At 43.8% G+C, this 25,873-nt stretch carries 24 protein-coding genes and 1 tRNA gene; 8 read left to right on the top strand and 17 right to left on the bottom strand.

The window, feature by feature from the left end; all coding sequences use genetic code 11:
• Nucleotide 1: 1 nt before the first annotated feature.
• Complete coding sequence (locus ACMXYT_RS12470) at nucleotides 2–394, top strand: thiol-disulfide oxidoreductase DCC family protein (protein ID WP_415911497.1); 393 nt, start codon at nucleotides 2–4, stop codon at nucleotides 392–394.
• Here the strand turns inward: ACMXYT_RS12470 and ACMXYT_RS12475 are convergent.
• From ACMXYT_RS12475 to ACMXYT_RS12500, 6 genes are all read right to left on the bottom strand, one after another.
• The gene (locus ACMXYT_RS12475; RefSeq protein ID WP_415898942.1) at nucleotides 374–1,702 is read right to left on the bottom strand and encodes an ABC1 kinase family protein; all 1,329 of its coding nucleotides are present in this window, start codon (nucleotides 1,700–1,702) and stop codon (nucleotides 374–376) included. The genes ACMXYT_RS12470 and ACMXYT_RS12475 overlap by 21 nt on opposite strands.
• The gene (locus ACMXYT_RS12480) at nucleotides 1,695–2,285 is read right to left on the bottom strand and encodes a glutathione peroxidase (RefSeq protein WP_415898943.1); all 591 of its coding nucleotides are present in this window, start codon (nucleotides 2,283–2,285) and stop codon (nucleotides 1,695–1,697) included. The genes ACMXYT_RS12475 and ACMXYT_RS12480 overlap by 8 nt, the downstream gene beginning before the upstream one ends.
• A 207-nt stretch (nucleotides 2,286–2,492) precedes the next feature.
• A tRNA-Met gene (locus tag ACMXYT_RS12485) sits at nucleotides 2,493–2,569 on the bottom strand.
• Between the two features lie 84 nt (nucleotides 2,570–2,653).
• Nucleotides 2,654–3,040 (bottom strand): PilZ domain-containing protein, encoded by a 387-nt coding sequence (locus ACMXYT_RS12490; protein WP_415898944.1) that lies wholly within the window; start codon nucleotides 3,038–3,040, stop codon nucleotides 2,654–2,656.
• A complete protein-coding gene (locus ACMXYT_RS12495; protein ID WP_415898945.1) occupies nucleotides 3,037–3,834 on the bottom strand; it encodes a flagellar motor protein MotB in 798 nt (265 codons plus the stop codon). Before ACMXYT_RS12495 ends, ACMXYT_RS12490 begins: the two co-directional genes overlap by 4 nt.
• Before the next feature lie 13 nt (nucleotides 3,835–3,847).
• Complete coding sequence (locus tag ACMXYT_RS12500) at nucleotides 3,848–4,618, bottom strand: motility protein A (RefSeq protein ID WP_415885474.1); 771 nt, start codon at nucleotides 4,616–4,618, stop codon at nucleotides 3,848–3,850.
• 93 nt (nucleotides 4,619–4,711) lie between these two features.
• Between ACMXYT_RS12500 and ACMXYT_RS12505 the strand changes: the two genes are divergently transcribed.
• Complete coding sequence (locus tag ACMXYT_RS12505; RefSeq protein WP_415911498.1) at nucleotides 4,712–5,599, top strand: DUF72 domain-containing protein; 888 nt, start codon at nucleotides 4,712–4,714, stop codon at nucleotides 5,597–5,599.
• 57 nt (nucleotides 5,600–5,656) lie between these two features.
• On the opposite strand, the gene ACMXYT_RS12510 is transcribed toward ACMXYT_RS12505, so the two are convergent.
• Together ACMXYT_RS12510 and ACMXYT_RS12515 are read right to left on the bottom strand one after the other, a co-directional pair.
• Complete coding sequence (locus ACMXYT_RS12510) at nucleotides 5,657–6,262, bottom strand: DUF924 family protein (RefSeq protein ID WP_415911499.1); 606 nt, start codon at nucleotides 6,260–6,262, stop codon at nucleotides 5,657–5,659.
• A 55-nt stretch (nucleotides 6,263–6,317) separates the two neighbouring features.
• Nucleotides 6,318–7,073, bottom strand: a complete 756-nt coding sequence (locus ACMXYT_RS12515) for an EAL domain-containing protein (RefSeq protein ID WP_415911500.1) — start codon at nucleotides 7,071–7,073, stop codon at nucleotides 6,318–6,320.
• 230 nt (nucleotides 7,074–7,303) lie between these two features.
• Between ACMXYT_RS12515 and ACMXYT_RS12520 the strand changes: the two genes are divergently transcribed.
• Genes ACMXYT_RS12520 through ACMXYT_RS12530 form a run of 3 tightly spaced genes read left to right on the top strand, consistent with a single transcriptional unit; the run spans nucleotide 7,304 to nucleotide 9,504 of the window.
• Entirely contained in the window at nucleotides 7,304–8,119 is an 816-nt protein-coding gene (locus ACMXYT_RS12520) for a hypothetical protein (RefSeq protein WP_415911501.1), read from the top strand.
• A 9-nt stretch (nucleotides 8,120–8,128) separates the two neighbouring features.
• Complete coding sequence (locus ACMXYT_RS12525; RefSeq protein ID WP_415882047.1) at nucleotides 8,129–8,746, top strand: glutathione S-transferase family protein; 618 nt, start codon at nucleotides 8,129–8,131, stop codon at nucleotides 8,744–8,746.
• Nucleotides 8,743–9,504 (top strand): glycerophosphoryl diester phosphodiesterase, encoded by a 762-nt coding sequence (locus ACMXYT_RS12530; protein WP_415911502.1) that lies wholly within the window; start codon nucleotides 8,743–8,745, stop codon nucleotides 9,502–9,504. The genes ACMXYT_RS12525 and ACMXYT_RS12530 overlap by 4 nt, the downstream gene beginning before the upstream one ends.
• Here ACMXYT_RS12530 and ACMXYT_RS12535 read toward each other — a convergent pair.
• From ACMXYT_RS12535 to ACMXYT_RS12545, 3 genes are read right to left on the bottom strand one after another with little or no spacing between them, the layout of a single operon-like run.
• Complete coding sequence (locus ACMXYT_RS12535) at nucleotides 9,501–10,355, bottom strand: pirin family protein (RefSeq protein ID WP_415911503.1); 855 nt, start codon at nucleotides 10,353–10,355, stop codon at nucleotides 9,501–9,503. The genes ACMXYT_RS12530 and ACMXYT_RS12535 overlap by 4 nt on opposite strands.
• Nucleotides 10,352–11,332 (bottom strand): glutathione S-transferase family protein, encoded by a 981-nt coding sequence (locus ACMXYT_RS12540; RefSeq protein ID WP_415911504.1) that lies wholly within the window; start codon nucleotides 11,330–11,332, stop codon nucleotides 10,352–10,354. The genes ACMXYT_RS12535 and ACMXYT_RS12540 overlap by 4 nt, the downstream gene beginning before the upstream one ends.
• Nucleotides 11,333–11,348: 16 nt before the next feature.
• Entirely contained in the window at nucleotides 11,349–11,945 is a 597-nt protein-coding gene (locus tag ACMXYT_RS12545; protein ID WP_415911505.1) for an FMN-dependent NADH-azoreductase, read from the bottom strand.
• Nucleotides 11,946–12,079: 134 nt separating this feature from the next.
• On the opposite strand from ACMXYT_RS12545, the gene ACMXYT_RS12550 reads away from it, so the two are divergent.
• Nucleotides 12,080–12,961, top strand: coding sequence for a LysR family transcriptional regulator (locus ACMXYT_RS12550; protein WP_415911506.1), 882 nt, complete (start codon nucleotides 12,080–12,082; stop codon nucleotides 12,959–12,961).
• 31 nt (nucleotides 12,962–12,992) lie between these two features.
• Here ACMXYT_RS12550 and ACMXYT_RS12555 read toward each other — a convergent pair whose 3' ends face one another.
• Entirely contained in the window at nucleotides 12,993–13,925 is a 933-nt protein-coding gene (locus ACMXYT_RS12555) for a GGDEF domain-containing protein (protein ID WP_415898956.1), read from the bottom strand.
• Nucleotides 13,926–14,136: 211 nt separating this feature from the next.
• On the opposite strand from ACMXYT_RS12555, the gene ACMXYT_RS12560 reads away from it, so the two are divergent.
• Together ACMXYT_RS12560 and ACMXYT_RS12565 are read left to right on the top strand one after the other, a co-directional pair.
• Nucleotides 14,137–16,158, top strand: coding sequence for a diguanylate cyclase domain-containing protein (locus ACMXYT_RS12560; protein WP_415911507.1), 2,022 nt, complete (start codon nucleotides 14,137–14,139; stop codon nucleotides 16,156–16,158).
• A 245-nt stretch (nucleotides 16,159–16,403) separates the two neighbouring features.
• A complete protein-coding gene (locus ACMXYT_RS12565; RefSeq protein WP_415898958.1) occupies nucleotides 16,404–16,706 on the top strand; it encodes an STAS domain-containing protein in 303 nt (100 codons plus the stop codon).
• A gap of 95 nt (nucleotides 16,707–16,801) precedes the next feature.
• On the opposite strand, the gene ACMXYT_RS12570 is transcribed toward ACMXYT_RS12565, so the two are convergent.
• From ACMXYT_RS12570 to ACMXYT_RS12590, 5 genes are all read right to left on the bottom strand, one after another.
• Nucleotides 16,802–19,915: an efflux RND transporter permease subunit gene (locus ACMXYT_RS12570; RefSeq protein ID WP_415911508.1), complete on the bottom strand. Its 3,114-nt coding sequence runs from the start codon at nucleotides 19,913–19,915 to the stop codon at nucleotides 16,802–16,804.
• Nucleotides 19,912–21,393, bottom strand: a complete 1,482-nt coding sequence (locus ACMXYT_RS12575) for an efflux RND transporter periplasmic adaptor subunit (protein WP_415898960.1) — start codon at nucleotides 21,391–21,393, stop codon at nucleotides 19,912–19,914. The genes ACMXYT_RS12570 and ACMXYT_RS12575 overlap by 4 nt, the downstream gene beginning before the upstream one ends.
• Nucleotides 21,386–22,690, bottom strand: coding sequence for a TolC family protein (locus tag ACMXYT_RS12580; protein ID WP_415898961.1), 1,305 nt, complete (start codon nucleotides 22,688–22,690; stop codon nucleotides 21,386–21,388). Before ACMXYT_RS12580 ends, ACMXYT_RS12575 begins: the two co-directional genes overlap by 8 nt.
• A 71-nt stretch (nucleotides 22,691–22,761) precedes the next feature.
• Nucleotides 22,762–23,244 (bottom strand): hypothetical protein, encoded by a 483-nt coding sequence (locus ACMXYT_RS12585; protein WP_415888976.1) that lies wholly within the window; start codon nucleotides 23,242–23,244, stop codon nucleotides 22,762–22,764.
• Between the two features lie 82 nt (nucleotides 23,245–23,326).
• The gene (locus ACMXYT_RS12590) at nucleotides 23,327–25,789 is read right to left on the bottom strand and encodes a putative bifunctional diguanylate cyclase/phosphodiesterase (protein ID WP_415898962.1); all 2,463 of its coding nucleotides are present in this window, start codon (nucleotides 25,787–25,789) and stop codon (nucleotides 23,327–23,329) included.
• Nucleotides 25,790–25,873: the final 84 nt, after the last annotated feature.

A 25,873-nucleotide genomic window follows, 5' to 3' on the forward strand; every position in this document is an offset into this window, starting at 1 on the left:
TATGTTGCAAGAATCAAAAGCTAAACCGATCGTATTTTTCGACGGTGGTTGCCCTCTATGTAAAAAAGAGATTCATCATTACCAACGAGTAGATACTGATAGTTCTATTGAATGGGTGGATATCTATTTAAATCCAGAGCGCTTATCTGATCACAATATAGAACTAAACGCAGCGATGGAGAGGCTTCATAGTATCAATAGAGATGGTACAACCATCACAGGTGTCGCAAGCTTCCTCTTAATTTGGGAAAACCTTACGCGTTATAAAAGAATTGCTAGTTTAATAAGGGCCCTAAAATTAGAGCCCTTATTAGAGTTTATATACACACGCTTCGCAGCATGGCGTTTTAAAAAACGCTGCAATGATCAATGCTCACCAATATCGAGAAACTAATCGATTCATATCAATTGAAGCATTAAAACGCGTCGCCATGAGATACAACCCAGCTATTTTTCGATGAAGGAAAAGTATATCCGGTGGTGGTGAGTGCCATGCATCAGGATCGCTACTAATCGAGAGACCTTTATCTCTAATTTTTTCCGCCAATTGCGAACCTGAAAAATCATAGTTTCCTTTAAACCTCAAAGGCTCAGTCGCAAGAATAAAGATATCCAAAACGACATCGAGATTTTTTACTTCCTTACCCTGAGCAAAAAAACCTAGCTTATCTAATGCTGAGGCCAATGCTGTTCGATCTTCGACAGTAGCTGCGTGCAATGCTTTTTGATAGTTATCAACAAAAAAAGGTTCAAACTCACGCGTGGCCCCAAAGTCTAAAAGCACTAACTGCTTGCTCTCTAGGTTATAGAGAAAATTAGCTAAATTAGGATCTGTTTGCACACAGCGATAGTCTAGAAATTCAGCAAAAAACAACTCCATCATCAAAGACATCACGCGATTCCGCTCTTCTTGAGAAGCGTAAGCTAATTTATCTATGGACTGTCCCTGCATATAACTCATACATAGGATTTGATCGGTCGAAAGATCCTCATGATATACAGGGAACATCAACTCTTCTCGCCGAGAGAAAGTAGCCATGTTCGCAGCGTAATTTCGTAGTTGCTGGCCTTCATGGCGATAATCCGCTTCAAGCTTTAATTGTCTCCGAGCTTCATCAACCAGTGGGGTTAGATCTAAGTCCTTGGGAATCAAGCCGCTGAAACGTAATAGTCCGAAAACATTATCTAAATCACTATCGATACTCTCTCTGACACCAGGATATTGGATTTTTATCGCGAGCTCCCTGTTATCGAGCGTTAAGCCTTTATGGACTTGTCCGATCGAAGCGGCTGCAATAGGCTTAAAACTAAAACGCTGGAATTGATCCTGCCACTCATCCCCCCAATTTTTTTCCAGTACATCTAATAACTGAACAGCTGGCATAGTGACCGCATCGGCTCTTAATCGCTCTAGCAATACAGCCATATCAGGCGGAACTAAACTTCCTGCATCCATCGAAAGCAATTGCCCAGCCTTCATAGCAGCACCACGCATAGTGGCCAGCTTATCTGCTAGCTGTTTTAAGTTTTTCTCGGAGATAAGGAGATCTCTTATTGCTGGTGATTTGCCTTGCATAAGCTCTTTACCACCATCCACCAGCATATTTCCGGCAACTTTGCTTGCTAGAACCCCTAACTTACTTAGTCGTGAGATCCTTGAGGTAGGAACCGCTTTTGTATTTTGATCAAACAACTCATCCATTAGGTAAATTCGCCTCAATGAGATTAACCAAGCCTTTATCTGAAGGCCTAGTGAAGCTTTTGAAATTAGCGATTAATTCGCCTTCTGGGGAGATAAGGTATTTATGGAAATTCCATCCGGGGTACTGCCCATCTGCCAAACTTGCTAAGTGCTGATAAAAAGGGTGAGCCTTACCCTTAATAGCGTGAACTTTCTCAAACATAGGAAACTCAACGCTGTAGGTTAAGCGGCAAAAATTAAGGATCTGTTTTTCAGTACCAGGCTCTTGACCGGCAAAATCATTAGACGGAAAACCAAGTACGACAAAACCCGAGGAATTATATTTTCGATAGAGTTTCTCAAGACCATCATACTGAGGCGTAAAAGCACATTTACTGGCGGTATTAACGACGAGTATGAGCTTTCCAGAATATGCTTCGCATAGGTTTTCGTATTGATCTTGACCTAGTCGTTTAAAGCGGTAGTTAAGCAGATCGGGACATGCCTGACCTTGTTCAGCTTCAACAACTTCTGCTGAGGCTGGCCTGATAAAAAGCAGCGAGCAAAACAGAAACATGATGATTGAAGATACAGCCCAATTCATAGCTTTCCTCCGGATTCCTTTCCAAATGCATACGAACAAAATAAGCATACGGATTATGCAACCGGGGTAAAGACCACATCTGATATTTGTATCGCTCTACGACAAGAGGGGCCGTGAGAACTGAAACTTTCTGGGTCGACTGAAAATAAGGGAGCTTAGAAACGAAAAAGCCGACTTAGAATTAACTAAATCGGCTTAATCTGAATTTGGTAGCGGGGGCTGGATTTGAACCAACGACCTTCGGGTTATGAGCCCGACGAGCTACCAAGCTGCTCCACCCCGCATCAACGTGGCGCGTATATTATAGATGCTTACCCTAAACCACAAGCCTTTTTTCAGATTATTTTCAAATAGATAGAAAGCCGTACTTAAGCGCCATCTTCAGCTGCTTCTCTCAAAGCCCGTTCTCGGCGTATAAGCTCTTTTTGTAAACTTACGACTAACTCAGATAGAGCCATATGAGCTTTATCTGACAAACCTTCAAATTCAGCGCCACAACGACCTTTGCCACAGAATGAAACCTTTAAGCGCGGTTTTAAGCGGTATTTTTTATGCGTTTTAAAAAGGATAGCGACATCTTCTAAATAACCTGAAAAGGTTTGATCTGTCTTAAAAGCAACGCCCGTTGCAGAAATATCTAAAAGCTCAACCGTCGTCTCGCCAATCGTCATTTTAACCTGACCACTTGAAACAGCTCGAAAAGCTTGGCGGCGATTTTCCTCTTCAGAAAGTTCTATTTCTATATCGATCTTCACTGTGCTGCCCTTTTTTCAAGCACAAATTCTAAACGGCGGTTTTCTGCTCGCCCTCGTAAAGTAGCATTAGACGACACTGGCACCGAGTCACCATATCCCGTTGCCGTAACTCGATCCACCTCTAAACCACCCCGCACCATATACCGGAGCACATTGGTTGCACGTATAGCAGACAGATCCCAGTTTGAAGGGAATCGTGGGGTTTGGATAGGAATATTATCGGTATGACCATTAATGCTCAGCTTCAGATCAGGGTTTTTCTTTAATGTAAGAACCACTGAATCCAAAACCGTCATCATCTCTGTATTAAACTCAGCAGAACCTGACGGAAATAGGACATCCCCTTTAATTTTGATGGTCACTTTACCATCTTTAGGCGTTCCGACTTCAACCGCATCGGTAGCCGCAGCAATTTGAAATTGCTGATTAATTTCGTGAGTTAATTTAGTCAACTCCGAATCAATCGCGACGTTTTGGGATTCAGCTTCATTCTCATTTGGCTTTTCAGCTTCTTTCTCGGCAATGTCTGTCGCAGGGAGGGATTCTTCAATCTCCTCAGGTATCTCAGTTTTAACTGGAGCATTATGAGGCAGATCGATAATGCTATTAGCACCATCATCCCCCTGAAAGGCATCATTCAGCGATCTAATTGTTTTTTCAAAACGCTCAGCTTCGACACTCGATAGAGAAAATAACAACACAAAAAACACCAAGAGCAATGTCATCAGATCAGCAAATGTGTAGATCCAGCTTGCGCCCTCTTCTTCCTCTACCAGTGTTTTCTTAGAGTTCATTTAGATCTCCCGACTACTTTTTCTTGCCAATCGCAACTTTTTTTCGCTTAGCAGCAGGAATATAGGACGAGAGCTGTTCGTATACGTGCATATAATGATCATTAGTTAGTATGCTAATGCACCCTTCTCGTATAATTTCTAAGTTAGTTACTTCAAGCAAAGTTCTAGACTTAAGCTTCCCAGCAATTGGAAGGAAGACCATAGTTGCTAATAGAGAGCCGTAAAAAGTTGTTAATAGTGCTACAGCCATAGAAGGGCCAATCGCTTCAGGATTATCCAAAACGCTCAGCATTTGGATTAAACCAATAAGAGTTCCCAACATACCAAAAGCAGGCGAGTACGCTGCCATTTTTTTAAATACATCTTGTGTAGCATGATGACGAGATACTAGGGAGTCGATTTCGTTTTGAATTGTATTTCGAATAACTTGTTCTGAAGCAGCCTCGGCCAAGAGCATACATGCTCGTTTCAAAACAGGAGACGAGCTCTCGACATCACCCAGCTTTAACAAACCATGGCGGTGGCTAATACGACTTAACTCTAGCATCGTATCAATCATCTCCTGTGGATTTGTTTTATCCTGAGTAAAAACGATAAATGCACCTTTAAAAGAGTTAAGCACATCCTTAAATTGCACCGTCAGCAAAGTAGCAGCGATAGTACCGCCAGCAACAATCATCATGCCTGGGACATTCACAAATACATCTGCACTTCCCCCCATGACGATGGCAGAGATAATTAACGCTAGGCCCGAAATGATTCCCAACAGTGATGCAAAATCCATTAGATCTCTCTCTTTAAACTACGCATTACTAATGATCTGAGAGTACAATCTACACTCTCTTGAAACAAAGTACATTACATACCCATAAAAAACGTGCAGATACCTTCAACCTCATTAATTTCTTCGCCTCGTTGCTATATAGGCTTAACCCAATGGCAACATGCTGCATGGCAAGATAACTGCTTAGAACGAAGCAGCCATGTTCATGTACTACAGGCTTATGCACGCCATTTTAGTAGTGTAGAAGGAAACTCAACGTTTTACGGTTTACCTAAACAAAGTACCGTCGAACAATGGTATAAAGAGTCCTCAGAGCAGTTTCGTTTTTGCTTTAAGTTCCCTCAAGAGATAAGCCATCATAGACAACTCACCCACTGCCAAAAAGAAACACTGCAGTTTTTCGAGCGGCTCACTCCTCTACAAGAGAAACTGGGCTTACTCTATATCCAGCTACCTGCAGCCTTTGGGCCTGATTCTCTAAACAATCTGGAAAACTACCTAAAATCACTACCCACCGATTGGCAGTATTCGGTAGAAATTCGTCATCCCGAGTTTTTCCAAAAAGGAGATGCCGAGCAACAGCTCAACCAGCTGTTGGTTTCTCAAAACTGTAATCGCATTAGTTTTGATACCCGTTCCCTGTTTGCACATCCTGCAGAGGATACGGTTAGCCTCAAAGCTAAAGAGCACAAACCTCAACTCCCTGTGCATGCTATTTCAACTGGGCAATCCCCTATGATTCGCTTTATCACACCTTTAGATTGGCAATGGGGAACCCCTTACCTTGATCCATGGATTAGTAAAGCGATCACTTGGATGAAACAAGGCAAAACACCATATTTCTTTTTCCACACACCAGATAATGCCGAAGCGCCGCAACTTGCCGCTTTCTTTGTGGAGAAGCTTGAAGCAGCCCTTCCCGGCTGTTGTTTATTCACACCATGGCAAGAACAGAATCGCCAACAAGACACACTGTTCTAAAAAGACTCTTCTATTTATCTTTGTAATTAAGGCGTTAGTTCTTTGTTTACTTAAACCTTATTGTCCCCAGCGACTATGGCTTTGTAATAAGTAAGCCAACTCTTCTGGCGTGGAGCTGCGCCCAAGTACTTCATTACGATGAGGAAAGCGGCCAAATCGCTCTATCTGCTCATGATGCTGACAAGCAAAATCCAACCAGTTTTCTACTTGTAGTTTCTTTTCACCTGCCACTTCTAACAACATCTGCTCAAAACTACTGACACACAATTGCTGCATTTGCAGGTTTTCAGCATGCTCTAATGGCATATAGAAAAAGGTGCGTTCGACAAACTCTAATGCTTGATCATGCCCTTGAGTACGTCCACTTAGGCACAGTTGCAGAGCCTGACTATCTCCTGCGAAAGCGTCTGCTGAGCCTCGATAGATTGTACGGGTAAATTGATCTAACAATAGAATCAGAGCTAATCGTCCACGCGGTGTTTCCGCCCAAGCATCCAAATTACCTCGCAAAGCCTGACGAACTTGATGCCCAAACAACTCAGTGATCAAACGATCATTTTCTGGTGATCCTGCCCACCAAAGTTCCGAACGATCACATACCGTAAAGCCATCTTCTATTTGACCGAACCAGAAACCTAAAACTTCATCAATCTTTTCAATCATATAAAAATCAATAAGTTAAAATTACAGTTTTAAGGGTAGCCTATTTTTGGAAAAATTAGTCAAAACATCGCTTTTGAATAAAGAGCTCTTGATAGAAAAAACCTTGTACATAATCAATACCCAGCTTGATTGCTGTTGCCAAATCTTCAGCTGACTCAACCCCTTCCAATACAGTTTTTTTACCACTAACACGTGCAAAACTTATGACACTTTTAATCAACAACTGCATATTTTCAGTCAGATCATCACGCAACCAACTTCGATCAAACTTGATATAATCCACTTCACTCAGGATGTTCATCGCAATCATACTGCCTGGTGCACCAACATCATCTAGTGCAATCGCAATCCCTTGCTTGCGCATCAATTCAGACACATCATTACTGATTTTGGCATCATTGACGTCGGTATTTTCGATCAATTCGATTACTAGATCGCTATTGCCTTTAAGCAAATTCACCATCGCATTTTGACCCGAACCATCCGCATCAGTACATACAGAAAAGGCATGGGGATCAAGATTCAAAAATAGCGCCACACCCTCAGGACGATAACGCATCTGTAGACGCTTTAATTGCAACTCAACTTGCGCCAACATAAGAGGACTGTCGTGCAAAACCTGAAAAACATCTAAAGGCGGAATTGCTCGTCCATCTGCATGATAAAAGCGCGCTAACGCCTCGTACCCCAGAATATCCCCAGTATTTGCATCTATTAAGGGCTGATATTCCACACCAAATCTTTGCTGCTCAACTAAATCCAACAACTCTAAGCTACTACCGCTGACAACATTCAAACTACAATTTAGCAAAGCTCATATTCCAGAAATCTAAACAATAATCAGTATCAATTCTATTAACAAACATAGCAAATATTCAATAATTTCTCTAGCTTCGCTGACAATAAATAGCCGCCAACAACAACGTGCACCTTGGTAAAGTTGATGGATATATAGAATATAAACAAAGGGATTACCCTATTTTCTTATCACGAGCGAACCGCTACATTAGTGGGAGACCCAAAGCTAATTAGGATCAAATTATGCAGCGTCTCATTTTAATATTAGTGATTGTTAGTATTGGCGTAGCTGGATATCTGTTTACGCAGAAGGAACAAACGACTAATGAAGTTCAAACGACCGACCTTCAGCCCTCAGCCTCAACACAACAGGAAGCCCGCCAACATATTGATCGTCTAACTTCGGGGCAAGAAAGCCCGATTAAAATAGAGCAAGCGAGTAATTTTGTAACGGCAGAACAACTTCTTAAACTTCCCCCTGTAAAAACTTCATCACAGGCGGAGATTCTAGAAGAGGCTAGTAGCTCTCAGGGCAGTGACACAACAGCAGAAGCACAAGGTGAAACCTTTGCTGTTAGCAGTCATCTAAGCGTAATAAAAACGGGCAAAAGCGATAAAAAAACTAACGCTACTGTCGCAGATACAGCATTGGTCGCGACTCAACAGATCAAGCTGCTGGAGTTATTAGATGATCCCGATAACTCTGCACAGAAAGTCTACTTTATTCATGCCGTTAATGAGGGGGATGATGAAGGCTTATGGGGGATCATCCAACACGGCCTCATGCGGACCTTTACTGAAGGACTTTCTTTACCGGGACTGGGGGAGAAAGTATCAGTAGATATTCCGAAAGACGCAGATGAAGCTTTAGGTGATAAACGTAGTTCCTTTTTAGGCCAAGTATTAAAAGCCAAAGTAGATCAAACCTATATCTACAACTATCAAAAAGGAATCTTAGGTGAGAACCCCAATTTAATTAAACCAGGTCAGCAGTTAGTCATTGTTACATTTACAGAGCAAGAGCTGATCGGTATTTACCACCACTTTATCAACCTGTAAGGCACTGCGATGATCGATTTATACACTTGGGGAACACCAAACGGGCGAAAGATATCCATCATGTTGGAAGCTCTTCGTCTTCCCTATCGAGTCCATCCAGTTAATATTTTCGAGAAAGAACAATTTGAACCTGCGTTTAAAGCGATTAGTCCAAATAGCAAAATTCCTGCTCTTGTCGATGATGAAGGCCCAAACGGCGAAACCGTCCAACTATTTGAAAGCGGCGCTATTTTAATTTACTTGGCTGAAAAAGCCGGTGAATTTATCCCTTCAGACCCACAAGCCCGCCTAGAGTGCCTACAATGGTTAATGTGGCAAATGGGTGGTTTTGGTCCGTTCTTAGGGCAAGCACATCATTTTAATCGCTTTGCACCTGATGCTTCAGACTATGCCAAACAACGCTACAACAACGAAGCCCAGCGCTTATGGCAAACTCTCGATACGCAGTTAGCAAATAAACAGTTTGTGATTGGGGATGAGCTTTCAATTGCAGATTTCGCCATCTACCCATGGGCTATGCGTTATGAGTGGCAACATGTAGATCCTGACAAGTTCCCATTTGTGAAAGCTTGGATGGAACGGATGGGTCATATTGAATTCGTCCAGAGAGGTATGCAGATTCCATGATCGCCAGCCGTATCATTGGTCATAGGGGAGCTGCTCATTTAGCTCCCGAGAATACTTTAGCAGGTATTCAGATGGCTGCTGAATGCGGTGTTACTTGGGTTGAACTCGACACCACTCTTCTCGGAGATTCAACTCCAGTTTTATTTCATGACGAGCATCTAGATCGCTGTACTAATCAGCAAGGGCCATTAAGCGCTCTAAGCTTCGATGCCCTTCCTTTACTGGATGCTGGCAGTTGGTTCCATCCAGAATGGGTAGATGAACCTATGCCGCACCTTTCGGATGCTCTTAGGCTTTGCCAAGAACTGCAGCTGGGCCTGAACCTAGAGATAAAGCCTTTCGATTTAGAGCCGGATCTAGTTGCAGAAAGAGTCTTTGAGCAGATCAGCGTCTATTGGCAGGCCCCCGAGAAGTTGATTATCAGTTGTTACAACTTTGACCTGCTGAGCGCTTATAAGGCGCTAGACCCTCAAGCCCAGATAGGCCTGCTTTATGACCACCTACCAGAACTATGGCAGCTTAAAGCCGAGATACTAGATGCAGTTAGCCTACATTGCGATGCTAACCTAATCACACAAAGTGATGTGCAAGTGATCAAACAAGCAGGTTACGAGCTCTACTGCTATACCTGTAACGACCCCACTCAAGCTGCGGTGCTTTTTGACTGGGGTGTTGATGGAATATTCACCGATAATCCGCCGTTAATGCGGCCCTACCTCCCCTCGAATAATTTAAGCGATGCCTTTGCCTCCCTTTAACCAACAAGACGGTTTTCGCGGTAATCCGTCAACGCTTGTTCTATCTCAGCCATTGTATTCATTACAAAAGGACCATATTGAACCACGGGTTCACCAATAGGCTTGCCTGCCAAAATCAACATACGGCTATCACTTTGTGCTTTGATAACAACGCCTTTACCTTCAGAAAGCTCAGTTACTTGGTGTTGATCAATTAGCTCCCCAGCAACCTTCGCTTCGCCATCAAAAAGGTAGATCGCAGCGTTATGGAACTCTGGCAGAGCCAACTCGATCTCCCGCCCAGCTTTAATCTGCAGATCACAGTACATCGGTTCTGTAGCGCTATTTTGCACAGGTCCTTTTAAAACTTGGCCTTCCAAATTTATTTCACCTGCAACAACTTTTAATTGATAGCCTTCACCGATTAATTGCGGCACCTCTTCAGGTTCAATATTTTGATAAGAGGCCGGTTGCATCTTTTCTGAGGCGGGCAGGTTTATCCACAGCTGGAAACCGCGCATCAAACCGTCTATACGCTGAGGCCGCTCTTCGTGAATTACCCCCCTGCCAGCTTTCATCCATTGCACACCACCCGCTCGTAGATCCCCTTCATTACCCATATGATCACGATGAATCATGTGCCCATCCAACATATAGGTCACAGTTTCAAAACCACGATGGGGATGAGGTGGGAACCCAGCCAGATAGTCATCTGGATTCTCCGATGAAAACGCATCCAACATCAGAAAAGGATCAATCCGAGTAGCTTCGCTTCTACCTATGCTGCGCTTCAGCTTAACTCCAGCACCATCCATACTGTCTTTTGCTGGGATAATACGTTTGATACTGCGTAGATTGTCTAACTTACTCATAACGCCTCCCGACCATGTGGTGCAGTTAAATCAAATTTTGGACCCACTGAAATCACACCCGTCGGATTAATGGTACGATGGCTGCTGTAGTAGTGGTGCCTGATGTGATCCATATCTACCGTTTCGGCGATATTAGCCATCTGGTAAATCTCGCGCAGATAGCCAGATAACGCTGGATAATCTGCAATTCGACGTAGATCACATTTAAAGTGCGTCACATACACTGGATCAAAGCGAACCAAGGTTGTGAATAAACGCAGATCAGCTTCAGTAAAATGATCCCCAACTAAAAAGCGCTGTTGTGATAGACGCTCTTCCAACTGATCCAAGGCTGTGAATAACTCAACTACGGCAGCATTATAAGCCGTTTGCGAGGTAGCAAAACCTGCTCGGTAAACACCATTATTGACTTTGTCGTAGACCCAGGAATTGACCTCATCAATCTGAGCGCTAAGGACTTCAGGATAAAAATCACCTGCCTTTGCGCCAATATCATCAAAAGCACTGTTAAGCATACGAATAATTTCGGACGACTCGTTATTCACAATGGTATTGGTCTGCTTATCCCATAAAACTGGAACAGTGACTCGCCCGCTATAGTTTGGCTCTGCTTGGGTATACACCTGATGTAAATAATCATGACCGAATAAGCTATCACCCGTGCTCGCCGCAAAATCACTCGCAAACGTCCAACCATGTTCAAACATGAGCGGGTGTACAACATCAACCGAGATAAAATCCGTCAGCCCCTTTAACCCAAGCATAATTAGTGTGCGATGCGCCCATGGACAAGCCAGAGAGACATAAAGATGATAACGACCCGCTTCAGCTTTAAAGCCTGCTTTACCACTAGGCCCAGCGCTACCATCTTTAGTTACCCAGTTACGAAACTGTGATTCGTTACGAACAAATTCACCTTTATTGCTTTTAGTGTCATACCACTGATCATGCCACTGGCCATCAATCAACAAGCCCATTGTGTATCTCCTTACATTAATGGATAGCAGCAATCTGCTGGTTAGCTTTGGCTAAAGAGCTTTCGGCCAAATCACCCATGCTTAGCCCTTCAGCATAAATAACCTCACTCTCACTTAGGCCGATAAAGTTAAGGAACTGCTGCACAAAAGGGATCTGAAAATCATGGCCCTGATCACGATATAAGCCGCCACGTGTGGCCAATAGGTAAACAGGTTTACTTGCGATTAAGCCGACTGGCCCCTGCTCGGTATATTTAAATGTCACACCTGCGCGGGCAATCAAATCGAAATAAGCTTTCATCTGAGTCGGTACGCCAAAGTTATACATTGGCACGCCCATCACAATTTCATCTGCAGCTTTTAATTCAGTAATAAAGAGATCTGAGCGAGCAACAATCGCTTGCTGTTCCGCACTGCGCTCATCAGCCGGTGTCGATAATGCCGTCATAACAGCCGCATCAAAATGCGGAACATCTTCGGCAACCAGATCACGAACAATCACTTGGCCTTGTGGATGCTTCTCTAACCACTGCTCAATAAAGTTATCAGCCAACTGACTTGATTTACCGCCGTTACCAAAAATGCTGGATTTAATATGTAGTAATTTAGCCATCGAATTCACCTTAAAAATCTGTTCTTTCGTTCTTACAGATCTGTCTCTGTAACTGATGGAAACATTCTCTTATTTAATTAAGTGATTAAAAACAGCTATAATTCGTTCAATTTAATCGAAAAATTAGATAAATAATGCCTCAAGTTACTCTGGAACAATGGCAAAGCCTCATCGCGGTGGTCGAAAATGGCGGCTACGCTACTGCTGCTGAAGCGATGAACAAAAGCCAATCCTCCATCAGCTACGCGATTCAAAAGCTAGAGAGCACACTGAACGTGCAAGCTTTCAAGGTTGAAGGTCGCAAAGCAGTTTTAACTGCCGCAGGAAAATCCCTCTATCGCAGAGCTCGGGTTTTAGTAGAAGAAGCGCAGCAGATGGAAAACTTAGCAAAACAGTTTTCAGAAGGCTGGGAGCCGGATATTCGTATCGCGATGGATGCCCTGTTTCCAGAATGGCTCATGCTAGATGTGATTGCTGAATTTACACAACAGAGCCCCCTGACCCGAATCGAGTTTATCGAAACGGTATTAAGTGGCACCGATGAAGCCTTACTCAGAAAAGAAGCTGATATAGTAATTGGATCACGTATACCTCCAGGCTTTATGGGCGATCCTATTTTAGATATCAGCTTTATCGCTGTTGCCACCCCGGCACACCCTCTTCATCAACTTAACCGCTCTTTAGATCACAAAGACTTACGTCTGCATCGTCAGTTAGTGATTAGAGATTCGGGTAGCCGAGATGTAGATTCAGGTTGGCTTGGCGCTGAACAGCGCCTCACCCTAAGCAACTTTACCACCTCAATCGCCGCTGCCTGCCGTGGCTTAGGCTATGCTTGGTACCCAAGCCTTAAAATCGAAAAGGAACTAAAACAAGGGCTACTCAAACCGCTTCCTCTGAATGCCGGTGCTAAGAAAAGTGTTCAGCTAAATATGATCTACGCGGAAGGAGATTATGCAGGGCCAGCAACAAAGTTATTTGGAGATTTATTACAAAAGCGCTTACAACGTTTGTAAGCGCTTATCATCAAAGATAACCATCAAAGAGTTAGGCGATTACCACTCGATTTCGCCCCTGCTCTTTTGCTTGATATAAGGCACTATCAGCCTTCTTCATCCAGCTATCGAGTGAATCTGTAGTGTGCAAAAAACTCACACCAATACTCACAGTACGCGAAACCAGTTCGCCCTGCTCTGTTTTGATATGGATACTGTTTAAACGTTGTCTTAAGCGTTGAGCCGCTTCTAACACTCGATCCTCATCTGCGCCGGTTAGTAGTACGCCAAACTCTTCTCCGCCTAAGCGAAAGCCCGCATCATCATGCCGACAAAATTGGCTGATAGACTTACCAACTGCTGCCAGCAACAGGTCACCTTTATCATGACCAAACTTATCATTTACTGATTTAAAGAAGTCGATATCTAACATCAGCAACGCAGGAACTGGATCACAGTCATTATCCCAAGAAGTATCCATAACCTTAGGCATCATTTCAAAAAAGTAACGCCTGTTTAGAAGACCCGTTAATTGATCATGATTGGCCTTACTGCGCCAGTCATCGCGATCTTTATGAACCTGTTGGAGTAAGTCCCTGTAATCCTGACTTAATTTAAACAAGCCAATTGTCGCAAGCATCATCCCTATAGGGTAAGCCGCATTCTCAATTAACTTTAACGTACCAACATGATCGAAAATAAACTCATCGAGTAAGTCAGCGGTATTGGCCATAGTGATGATGCCGAAACCACACAGTAAATAGATATAAGTCCTAAATCTCAGGCCCGCATAGGCGATCGTGACAATCCAAAATTGAACAAGGACTAATAGTAGAAGCTCCCCAGCAACATCCAAAATTTCTACTTCGGTAATCTTAGGAATTGCGCCTTCATAAGACAACGCAACCACAGCGACCGCCGCAGGGCACAGGAAGATAATACAGATAGAGATCCAAATTAAACGACTGCTTTCCAGTTTAATCAACGGACATTTTCTCTCTCAAAATGAAACAAAACCACACTGTTTGACAGTGCCCATATAAAGTCTAACAACAACCCCAAAAGACGAGCATGATAGGGGTCAAAAGAGGATTCAAAACTACTCATTTAACTGTGTAGTTTTTAATCAGACCTTTTGATAATATCTGCCGTTCTTTTTTGTACAACTTATCCCAAATTTCCGAGAAACCAATACGATGATGCCGGTTATCATTTTATTTTTTGCATTGCTAATAACCGAGAGCATTACATCTAAACTTATCTCGTCATTAAACCTAAATACCGAATATTACTGGTTCGAAGCAGCCGCCAATGCATCTATTCTTGCGCTTGTTTCGTTAATCATTCTTAGATTTATCTTCGCTTATTACCGTCAGATTCAACCTTCTGAAAAAGTTCGAGAGTGGTTGTTTCTTCAAGTAGGCCTCAGCGTTTTTGGAATCGAGCTATCTCTGACCCTACTGCAATCCATTATCAGTCTAGAACATATAAACAACATTCTGCTGTTTGATTTTAAATCCCTAGCTTTCGCATCGATTAGTTCAATAGCGGTCTATATCTACGTGTTCTATCCACACGCAACTGCTTTAACCAGTTTCTTAAATAAAATCGAGATTCGCTATACAACTTCATACCTGTTTGGGGTTTCTCTGCTACTGCTATTTCTAATCAATGTATTTCAAACACAGTCAGAAGACCTAAAAGATAAGATCCTTAAAAACGAAGCCGAGCAACTCATTCTCATCGATAAAGCCCTCAGCTATCGTATCGCAGAGGCAGTGTTAGACACCCGCACCCTAGCTTCACAACCAGACTTTGTGAGACATCTATCTGGGAATGAAAACGCAGTTACTGAAGTCCAGTTAGAGTTTAGAAACATTGTTGATATCAAACATAGCTACGACCAGATTCGTTTTATTGATGAAAAAGGTCGTGAACAAGTTCGGATAAACAAAGGCCAACAGCGTACTGAGATTGTTCCTGAACAAGATCTGCAAAATAAGATAAACCGCTATTACGTCCCAGAAACAGGCAAACTCGATCACGGTAAAGTTTATATTTCACCATTAGATCTAAATATTGAACACGGTGAAATCGAGATACCACACAAACCTATTACGCGTATAGCGACACCAGTCAAAGACCCGCTGCAAAATCTCATGGGGTTAATCGTTATTAACCTCAATGCCAGCCATCTAATCCAGCATCTCGATGATGCTCAAAGCTTGAGTCAAGGAAAGATCATGATGCTCAACCAGGATGGCTACTGGTTACATGGGGAATCAAAAGAAAAGCTGTGGGCATTTATGTACGAAGATAATCAGCCCTCCCCTTTGCCAGTTCTAAATCCTGAACTTTGGCAAGCACTCTCAGATAAGCATATTGGCTCGTTAGAACAGAAGAACGGTTACTATGTTTTCCACCGAGTCTTACTAAGCCAAGATCAACGTATTGAACAGTTCGAGCAGAATGCAGGTGACTGGCCGCAATGGTTACTGATCACTTTTATAGACAAACAACTTGTTGCGCAAAAGAGTTTAGAACGACTTAACTTGATGATCATCATCAGTGCTCTGTTGGCGCTGGTCACAGGCATAGGAACCTACCTTTATACTCGCTCGCAGTTAAAGCGCACCAACGCTGAAAACAAAATCAGGCACATGGCTGAACATGACCCTCTCACCGGTTTATATAATCGCCGTCACTTTATTCAAGAATTGGAACGATCTCTTGTTCAAGCGCGTAAAGAGAAAACCTCACTGGCACTGTTCTATCTCGATCTGGATAACTTTAAACCGATCAATGATGACTTAGGCCATGAAGCCGGCGATGAGGCATTGATGCTTGTGAGTCACCGTCTTAGTCAAATGCTACGCCAAAATGACACCTTAGCAAGAATTGGCGGGGATGAGTTTGTCTTGATGATCCATAACCCGCAAAACCAGAATCAACTGGAAGAGATTGCCAACCGAATAATCGACAATCTGAAACATCCACTATCGTTAAAAGGTACTCAATGCCAGCTAGGTGTAAGCATTGGCATTGCGGTATCGCGCCACAATAATGAAAGCCGGGACGATCTGTTAAAAGCAGCGGATATGTTGATGCTGGAGGCCAAAGCTAAAGGCAAGTCATGCTTCTGTATTGGTGAACTAGATAACCTCCAGAATCATAATCGAGAGGCTCTTCACCAAGCAGGAAGCAAACTCTCTGGTTGATTCCACTCTTCTATTTATCTTAGAAACTCCGAAGCTGGAAGAAGTTTTGGAATAACGAGCTTAAGCTCTTTGACAATCACCTTATTCTCATCTCAAGACGGTAAACCCACCCGAATGACTACATCCTGATCGATTAATGTTGAGTTTATTGACTTGAGTCGGGGCAGAGATTTTTCAATATGATTAAATATTGTACAACCATTCAATAAATCGCTTTCTGTAAAAGCTGAAGTCGGAGCGAGCAGATGATCCAGACCCATTTAAATCAGGATAACCAAGAACTCACTATCTCGATTGGTGAACGGTTCGATTACTCGATTCACAAAGCGTTTAGAGATGCATACAGAGATATCAAAACACCTAGAACCAATATCGCTATCAATTTGTCATCCACCAAATTTATCGATAGCTCAGCTTTAGGTATGCTCCTAATTGCCAAAGAGCATGTGGAAAACATCAACGGAAAAGTGACGTTAGTTCGTCCTTCTGAGACCGCACTGCGGATATTAAAACTGGCAAACTTCGATCAGTTATTCAAAGTTGTCTAAACAGATTTGATAGACCAATCTTTACCCACCCAAAAAAATCGAACACACAATATGGATGTGTGAACGATTTTCTCAAGATTCCTTAACTGCCTTTTCTAGTGTTTTAACCCGTGCTTTCGCCACAGATAATAAACAGCCGGTAACAGAATCAGCGTTAACACTAAAGCGCTGGCCATTCCGCCAACCATCGGCGCCGCGATTCTTTGCATAATTTCAGCACCAGTTCCTTCTCCATACATAATCGGTAACAAGCCTGCGATCACCGTAGCAACCGTCATCAAAATAGGTCTGACTCGCTTACCAGCGCCTTCAATGATAGCTTCCTGCAAAGCTTGAAGGGTAAGGCCTTCTGGCATCTCTCGACACTTTTCTTCATAGGCTTGGTTGAGATAGACCAGCAATATCACACCTATCTCGACCGCTACACCCGCCAAAGCGATAAAGCCTACGCCAACGGCAACAGAGAAGTTGAACTGGTTTAGATAAAGCATCCAAACCCCGCCTATCAGCGCCAATGGTAGTGTCCCTAAAATCATTGCCACTTCCGCAAATCGGCGAAAGCTAAGGTAAAGGAGAACCACAATGATGGCTAAGGTCAGAGGGATCACATAAGTCAGACGCTCTTTCGCACGGAGTAGATATTCATACTGCCCCGACCAGTTAATCGAATAACCAGGTGGCAACTGGACTTGCTCAGCCACGATCTTTTGCGCATCAGCGACATAAGAGCCTAAGTCTCGTCCTTCAATATCGACATAAGTCCAACCATTAGGCCGAGCATTTTCACTTTTAATCCCTGGAGGCCCTGCCTCTATCCAAATATCAGCAACATCCGCCAAAGCGATACGTGCGCCTGTCGGTGTGACCAGTGGTAACAAACGCAGTTGTTCCACCGAATCTCGGTACGCTTGTGGATAACGCACATTGATCGGATAACGCTCTAAACCCTCAACGGTCTCGCCAACATTTTTGCCGCCAATAGCGCTGGTAATCACTAATTGAATATCGGCAATATTGAGACCATAACGCGCTGCTTTTTGACGTCGGATATCAACCTTAACGTAGCGTCCACCCGCAACACGCTCGGAATACACTGATGAGGTACCCTCAACATCCACCAGCACCTGTTCTAGTTGCTTACCGATATCTTCAATTACTTTGAGATCAGGCCCAGCAACCTTTAAACCGACTGGGGTTTTAATACCTGTCGCCAGCATATCGATACGGGTTTTAATCGGCATCACCCAAGCATTGGTCAGTCCCGGCAATTTGACAATCTTATCCAACTCTTTGGTCAGTTTTTTGGTCGTAATTCCTTCACGCCACTGCTCACGCGGTTTCAACATGATAAAGGTTTCGATCATGGTCAACGGCGCGGGGTCTGTCGCGGTTTCCGCACGTCCAATTTTGCCAAATACACGCTCAACTTCAGGCACCGTACGAATCAACTTATCCGTTTGCTGCAGTAGCTCTCGCGCCTTACCAATCGAGATTCCTGGGTAAGTGGTTGGCATGTACATCAGATCACCTTCATCCAGAGGCGGTATAAATTCGCTACCTATTTTATTCACAGGCCAAAAACCAATCACCGTAACCGTTAACGCCAGAACAACGGTGAACTTAGGCCAATTTAGGACTAAACGAATCACCGGCACGTAGATCGCTTGGAGAATACGATTCACTGGGTTCTTACGTTCTGGAAGCACATTACCGCGGATACAGTACCCCATCAGAACCGGTACCAAGGTAATTGCAAACCCCGCTGCTGCGGCCATGGCATAAGTTTTGGTATAAGCCAAAGGCGAGAACATTCGCCCCTCTTGCGCTTCCAAAGCAAACACAGGGATAAAGCTCATGGTAATGATCAACAGGCTAAAAAAGAGCGCTGGTCCAACCTCTGCTGACGCCTCAGCGATAACCTGCCAGCGGTTTTCATCGGTTAGTGGTCGGCGCTCAATGTGTTTATGCACATTCTCGATTAGCACAATGGCACCATCCACCATGGCCCCAATTGCTATGGCGATCCCACCCAAAGACATAATGTTGGCATTAATCCCTTGGTAATACATGACGATAAACGCCGCCAAAATCCCAATAGGCAGACTGATAATCACCACCAACGAGGAGCGGAAATGGAACAGAAACAGTGCACAAACAATGATAACTACGACAAACTCTTCTACGAGTTTCTCAAACAAGTTATCCACTGCTCGATCAATCAGACCTGAGCGATCATATACTGTGACGACCTCTACACCTTCAGGCAGGCTACGTTTGAGCTCTTCTAACTTAGCTTTGACTCCCTCAATCGTTGCCTGCGCGTTTTCGCCAAAGCGCATCACCACCACACCACCGACAACTTCGCCTTCACCATCAAGTTCAGCAATACCGCGGCGCATCTGAGGCCCGATTGTCACATCAGCGAGGTCTTGCAGTAATAGCGGCGTGCCTTGAGGGGTGGCACCCAGTGGAATATTTTTAATTGCTTCCAAGCCATCTAAATAGCCACTCGCTCTGACCATATATTCGGCTTCGGCCATCTCAATGACCGAGGCACCGCTCTCTTGGTTTGCGCGTTTAATCGCCAGATTGATATGCGATAGCGGTACATCGAAAGCGCGTAGTTTTTCCGGATCTACTTTGACTTGATATTGCTTGACCATGCCACCGATAGGAGCGACTTCTGATACCCCGGACACGGTCTGCAACTCATACTTTAAAAACCAATCCTGAATGCTGCGCAACTGGGCTAAATCATGCTGTCCCGTGCGATCGACCAATGCATATAGGTAGACCCACCCCACCCCTGTGGCATCAGGCCCAAGCTGCGGTTTGGCACTATCAGGTAGAGACGAGCTAACTTGGCTGAGATACTCTAATACTCGGCTACGCGCCCAATAGAGATCTGTTCCTTCGTCAAAAATCACATAAACGTATGAATCCCCGAAGAATGAGAAGCCACGTACTGTTTTTGCGCCCGGTACCGACAACATCGCCGTCGTCAGTGGATAAGTGACCTGATCCTCAACCACTTGTGGTGCTTGGCCGGGATAACTAGTTTTAATAATTACCTGAACATCGGAGAGGTCTGGAATCGCATCAATCGGCGTGTTTTTGACTGCATAAGCCCCCCAACCAATTAAGATCACCGTCGTCAGCAGAACAAAAAAACGATTGTGTATCGACCAATAAATTATCCCTTTGATCATAGTTTACCCCCAGGGATACTTTCTGGGGCTTTAGGGCGCGGCAATATAAAATCCGTTAACTGCAAGTCGCTCATATTGGCACCGCGTAAACGGATTTGTAACGAGCCAGCATTACGTAAAGCTTCTAAATCTAAGGATTCATCAGCTTTAACCTGCATCAACATAGCATCCTGCTTCCACTCTCGAATCGCTTCATGTCTGATCGTTAAGAGGCGTGATTCAAGATTGATCTCTTCAACTGTTGCGCCAACCCACACTTCATCAATCAGCCCCATGGCCGGTGGTGTCAGGCGTAAGAAATCAGAACTGATACTGGACTCGGAATCGAGCATAAACTGAGCCGATGTAACGACTTTATCCTCTGGAAATAAACCCTGAATAATTGCGGTGCGTCCAGCCATACTTGGACCGGTTTTAACTTCAACCGATTTATATTTACCCTCTCCCAAAGCCAGAACAATACGATCTTGATCGCCGGTTTTGATGACGGCTGTATCTGACACATTCAGCATAGGTTTGGTCGGTGCCGACTGAATAGTGATCTGAGCAAACATATCCGGTTTAAGTAGCAGGTCAGAGTTATCGAAACGTAAACGGACATTCAACGTTCGTGTTTTTTGATTAACCGTCGGGTAAACATAGTCAACCTGGCCGCGCCAGATTTTCCCTGGCATAAACGCTAAGGTCATTTCGGCCACATCGCCCTTCTGTACGGCGCTGCCTTGACGTTCATATAGTTCTGCGGTCACCCAAACCTGATCTAAAGGCGCGATCGTCAATAAACGGCTATTGGGCTTAATATAGGTACCTCTACGCAACGAGATCTGATCGATATACCCTGATACGGGCGCATAAACAGGTAACTTTTGGAGAGGCTGCCGCTGTTTATTTAAAGTTGAGAGCACAGTCTTAGATACGCCCAGCGCGACCAATTTACTTTCACTGGCATTACGTAAAAAACGATTACCGCTGCGTAAGGCTGCTAAATACTCTTCCTGAGCATTCACCAATTCAGGGGAATACACCTCATACAATAGCGATCCTTTTTCAACATATTCACCTTTGACGCTGACCTTAACTTGCTCAACCCAACCAGAAATACGTGAATGGATATCGGTCACTCTCTCCTGATCAACCCCGACATAACCCACGGTTTTTAATTGCGCTTGCAACGGACTAAACAAAACCGCTTCTGTGCGTACAGAAAGATTGTTTTCAACCTCCGGGGAGATTGAGATTGTCCCCGGAGAATCACCACCCGCTAGATCCTCTTCATAAACAGGTACTAAATCCATCCCCATAGGAGAGAGACCTGGTTTATCGCGTTTATAGTTTGGATCCATCGGTGCAACCCAATACAGAGGCTGATCATTTGCGGCGGTTGAGGAGCCAGCGTTATCGGCTTTTTTCTGAGACAGAAAGTAGCCGGCCGAAGTCCCAATTAATAAAGCTCCTATTGTTAGCACAGCCTTATTCATTGTTCATACCTCCTTGAGCTGGATGAGCGTTGTTAATCACTATTGGGTCTTCACCTGCAAAGTAGAAATTCACCTTCGCTGTCGCCATTGCTACCTGATGTTGCAGAAGGATCTGTTGCTGTTGAGCTTCGAGTTCTTCCATAGCTGCAATAGATACAACTTTAAAACCAGACTCCGCTGATGCGTATGCACGCAATGCCGATTTTCGTTTGGCTGATAACTGCTTTAAGTAGGCTTGGTTGTAGATGGCTAAGCGCTGTTCATAGCCTTGTAGATTAGCTTTAGCTATGGCTAATTCGGCTCTTAACTCACGCGCTTTAAGTAGGTAAATCGCTTTACTGGCTTCCCGCTGCTGTACTGCAGCACGATGATGCTGATCTTGACGCTTTTCAGGGAACAGCGGCAGATCCATGGTCACAGCGACACTAAACAGATCCGCTCGGTCACGACCATTTTCATGATCAGCGCGATAACCATAATTTGCATCGAGTTTGAATGCAGGTTTATAAGCCTGGTCCGCTATCTCAACCGCTTTATCCTCAATCGCAATGTTCTTTTTCAGAATCTGAATCTGAGGATGTTGTAAGATCGATCGATCTTGCTCTGCCTGTGTAATCTTGCCTGAAAAAAGTAAGTCTAGATCAAACCCCGTAGCGATAGATTGATCAAAAGATTCAACCGTCAACCACTGCTGTAATGAACCTTTTTGGACTTGAATCATCTGCTCTAACTGCAGCATGCGGTCTTTCAGTTGCGTAAGTTTTACTTCAGCATCCAAAACCTCATGACGTAAGGCTTTACCCGAGCGGTAATTAGCCCGACTCACTGCTACCAGTTCATTAAAAATATGCTGTTTAGCTTTGAAATGTGTCAACTGCGCTTTTGATTGATGCAGTTTTAGCCACGCCTGAGAGACATTAAGTTTCACACTAGCAGCACGCAGTTGACGTTGTAGCGGGCTTTTTGCCGCTTTTTGCTGCCACTGCTGTTGTGACAACGCCAAGCTGTTACCCCTAGGAAATTGTTGTGAGACACCTAGCTGTAACTGAGTCATGTTCTCTTGTTGGAAATCAAAACTATCTGTTGGCAAATTTGCCAACCCAAGCCTTAATTTCGGATCAGGCAATTGAGCACTCGCGATCGCTTTAGCACGTAGTGCCTGCTCCTGATGCACACTGCTTTGATTCCAATGATCAGAACTAAGAGCATTCTGAATAGCAGAATCCAAACTCAGTTCTGCTTGAGTAATGCTGCTGAAAGTCAGCAGACTAATGATAAATAATGGGGATAAACGCATAGATCCTGTCCCGTTGATACATCAAAACACCACCGAAATAGGCGGTAACCGATATAAAAAGGGTCAGGAAATTAATTTAAGAAAACAGCCTGTTGTAGGTGCAGCCTCGGCACACCGGAGAAACGACATCGTTCCCTAACAAAGGAATAGCCGTAAGAAAGCTTATATGCTGTTACCAGCAAGATACTGAACAGCACAACAACACCTGATAACAGGTATTGCAAGAAAAAGGTCATATCAGGAATGGCATCAGCAACCGGATCGACAACTGGATTGATACTCCAGTCACAACTTTTCGGCTGACCATCACAATGGGCTAAAGATGCATTTTTAGCAGGCTGATCAGACGACATACCCGTATGCATACTGTGATCTGAATGATTAGATCCGACTAAAGCTGCATTCGTCGATAAGCTGACAGAGGGTGTGCTATCCGATGAGGAACTAGCAAATAGATTGGTACAAACGCCAACGGAGCAATACAGCACAAAAAACAGCAAGCTAAACGCTGCTATCAATCTGCTCTTTTTGCTAATGGGGTAAGCCGTTTGCATTTAATATTCCAATCTCAATTTGGGGTCACTTTAACCTAAACAGGAGGATCATTCTATAGAGAGCAATTTAACTAAAAAGTTCCTAACCAAAATACTTACTCTCAATGGAGTCTTTCAGATAAGAGCTACGCAGACTTTTCGGTGGCTGAGGCCTTTCAATATAGAAACCTTGAAAAACATGACAACCGACTTTATTCGCCATGATTAGCTGCTCTTTAGTTTCTACGCCTTCTGCAATCACGCGAAGGTTATAAGCCTTAGCGATATTGATCACAGCTTCGACAATACATTGGCTTTTGCTGTTTTCACCCAACTCCTGAACAAAGGAGCGATCAATTTTCACTATATCTATAGGCAGATCCTTTAGATAGCTCAATGACGAGTAACCCGTGCCAAAATCATCTAGGGCGATTTTAATACCTAAATCTCGAATCTTTTGTAAGCGGCTAACAGCAAACTCAATATTTTCTACTGCAACTGTCTCAGTTATTTCCAAACAAATATTTTTAACATCAGCTCCAGCTTGGGTAATCGCCTCTTTCAACGCTGGAATCATGTCAGCTTGATAGAATTGCAACGGACTTATATTGATCGACAAGTACCAACCTTCTCGCCAAAAACCACTCTTTTTCCATTCCACTATCTGCCTAGAGCATTCCCCTATCAGCCAATTACTGACAGGAACAATCATGCCACTGACTTCTAGACTCGGAATAAACTCTATTGGTGGCACTAACCCACGCTCAGGATGCTGCCAACGGATCAATGCTTCAAAGCCAAATACTTCACCACTCACATCCACCAAAGGTTGAAAGTGAACACGGAACTCCTCTCTCTCTAACGCACAATGCAGCTGATTTTCCATATTTTGCTGCTTTTCCACAGCTGCCGTCATGGTGTGATGGTAAAAAGCATAACCATTTCGACCACTCTCTTTTGCATGATACATAGCGGTATCTGCAAAGCGCATAAGGTCATCAATTCCTTTGTCAGCAAGTGGATAAAGCACAATACCTATACTCGCGCCGATACGAAGCTGATGTTGTTTAACCTCTATAGGCTCAGCCAGCAGCTCTAACAGTTTTTCACAGACATGCTCGATGTCTTTAGTCACTTCATCTTCGTTGCCATCAAAAGACTGCAGCAGGATGACAAACTCATCTCCGCCTAATCGCGCGACCGTATCACTGGCTCGTACTTGTTTAGTCAAAATATCCGCTACCTTTTTCAGTAGCTGATCCCCGACACTGTGCCCTAAAGAGTCATTAATCGTTTTAAAGTGATCCAAATCGATAAATAACAAACCATTACATTTACCATTACGCTGACTATTCGCCAAAGAGAGCTCTAAACGGTCATTGAGCAGAGTACGATTAGGAAGCCCTGTCAGACTGTCATGGTTTGCCATATGGCTTATATGGTCCTGAACCATCTTCTGTTCAGAAATATCTGTCGCAGCAAACAACACGACAGGTTCGGAAAAATACTCAAACGGAGCGGCCTGCACAGTAAAGTGCATGGTTTTTCCACTTTTATGAGTCCAAGTAAAGTCACTAATTTCTGCTTCAGTTTGATGTACTTCAACACATCTACGAATCGATTCTAGCTCGGCAACCTCTTCGATATAGGGGTGGAGTTTTAATAAAGCATTGCCAGCGATTTCCTCTACAGGCATCTCATAGAATTCGGCAAACTGGCGATTTGCAAACAGAATATCACCACTTTTATTGATCGCCATGATCAACTGCGGCACCTGGTTGATTAGTTGAGCGAGACGAGCTTCACTCTTAGATAAAGCTTGATGACTCTCCTTAAGTTCATGCACTAAGTTGTGAACGGTAGAGATAAACTCATTACCGGCATGATTCAATAAGCCTAACTCAGTATCTTTATGAACCTCAGGGACATGTAGTTTTATCCCCTTCCTGTCGTCATTTAAGTCGACACTCGCGAACTGACTCGCCAACCTGGCCAAAGGTTTAGTTAATACAGCATGGAAAATCGCAATCAGGCAGATGGCAAGCAGTACATTACGCACTAGACCAGCAATAAAAATGGTTAAAGCGCGCTCAAAGAAAGGTTGAAACGCTTGGTCTTTATTGACGACGACCTGTAGCTTGCCAGGTGCAATATCGACAAAGCCAGGGGCTTGAAGATCAAGTGTATAGGTTTTATGGGCACTGGAGATTTTTTCCGTGAGCCACAGCGTAGATGATTTCTTTACAGGATCAGGGACCACCTGTGATGCCAGTACTTCGCCTAATTCATCCGAAATTTTGACCTCAGCAATAAACGAATATTGCATCAAACCAAAAACAACTTCTTTAGCGAGTGTATGGTCTAGAGTATGAACAGCACGGGTAGCAGGAGGTTTGCTGGCATTGAGGATTTTATGGATAGTTTGGTCAAACTGGCTATCTTGCAGATGGAAATCTTCCAACACTTGCGCAGTCGTCAAAACTAAGCCAATGACAAACGCCATAATGACTGAATATTTGGCCAGCCTAAAAGCTAATCTTTGTTTAACTTTGAAAACTTCTGTCATCCAGATTCCACTGTCTTAACTCTTGCCAGTGAACAAACTCCCTTAATTAGCCATTATCAGCTTAAGAGCCCTCACTTCAGCATA

Source organism: Neptuniibacter sp. QD37_11 (assembly GCF_047778105.1).
Classification (GTDB): domain Bacteria; phylum Pseudomonadota; class Gammaproteobacteria; order Pseudomonadales; family Balneatricaceae; genus Neptuniibacter.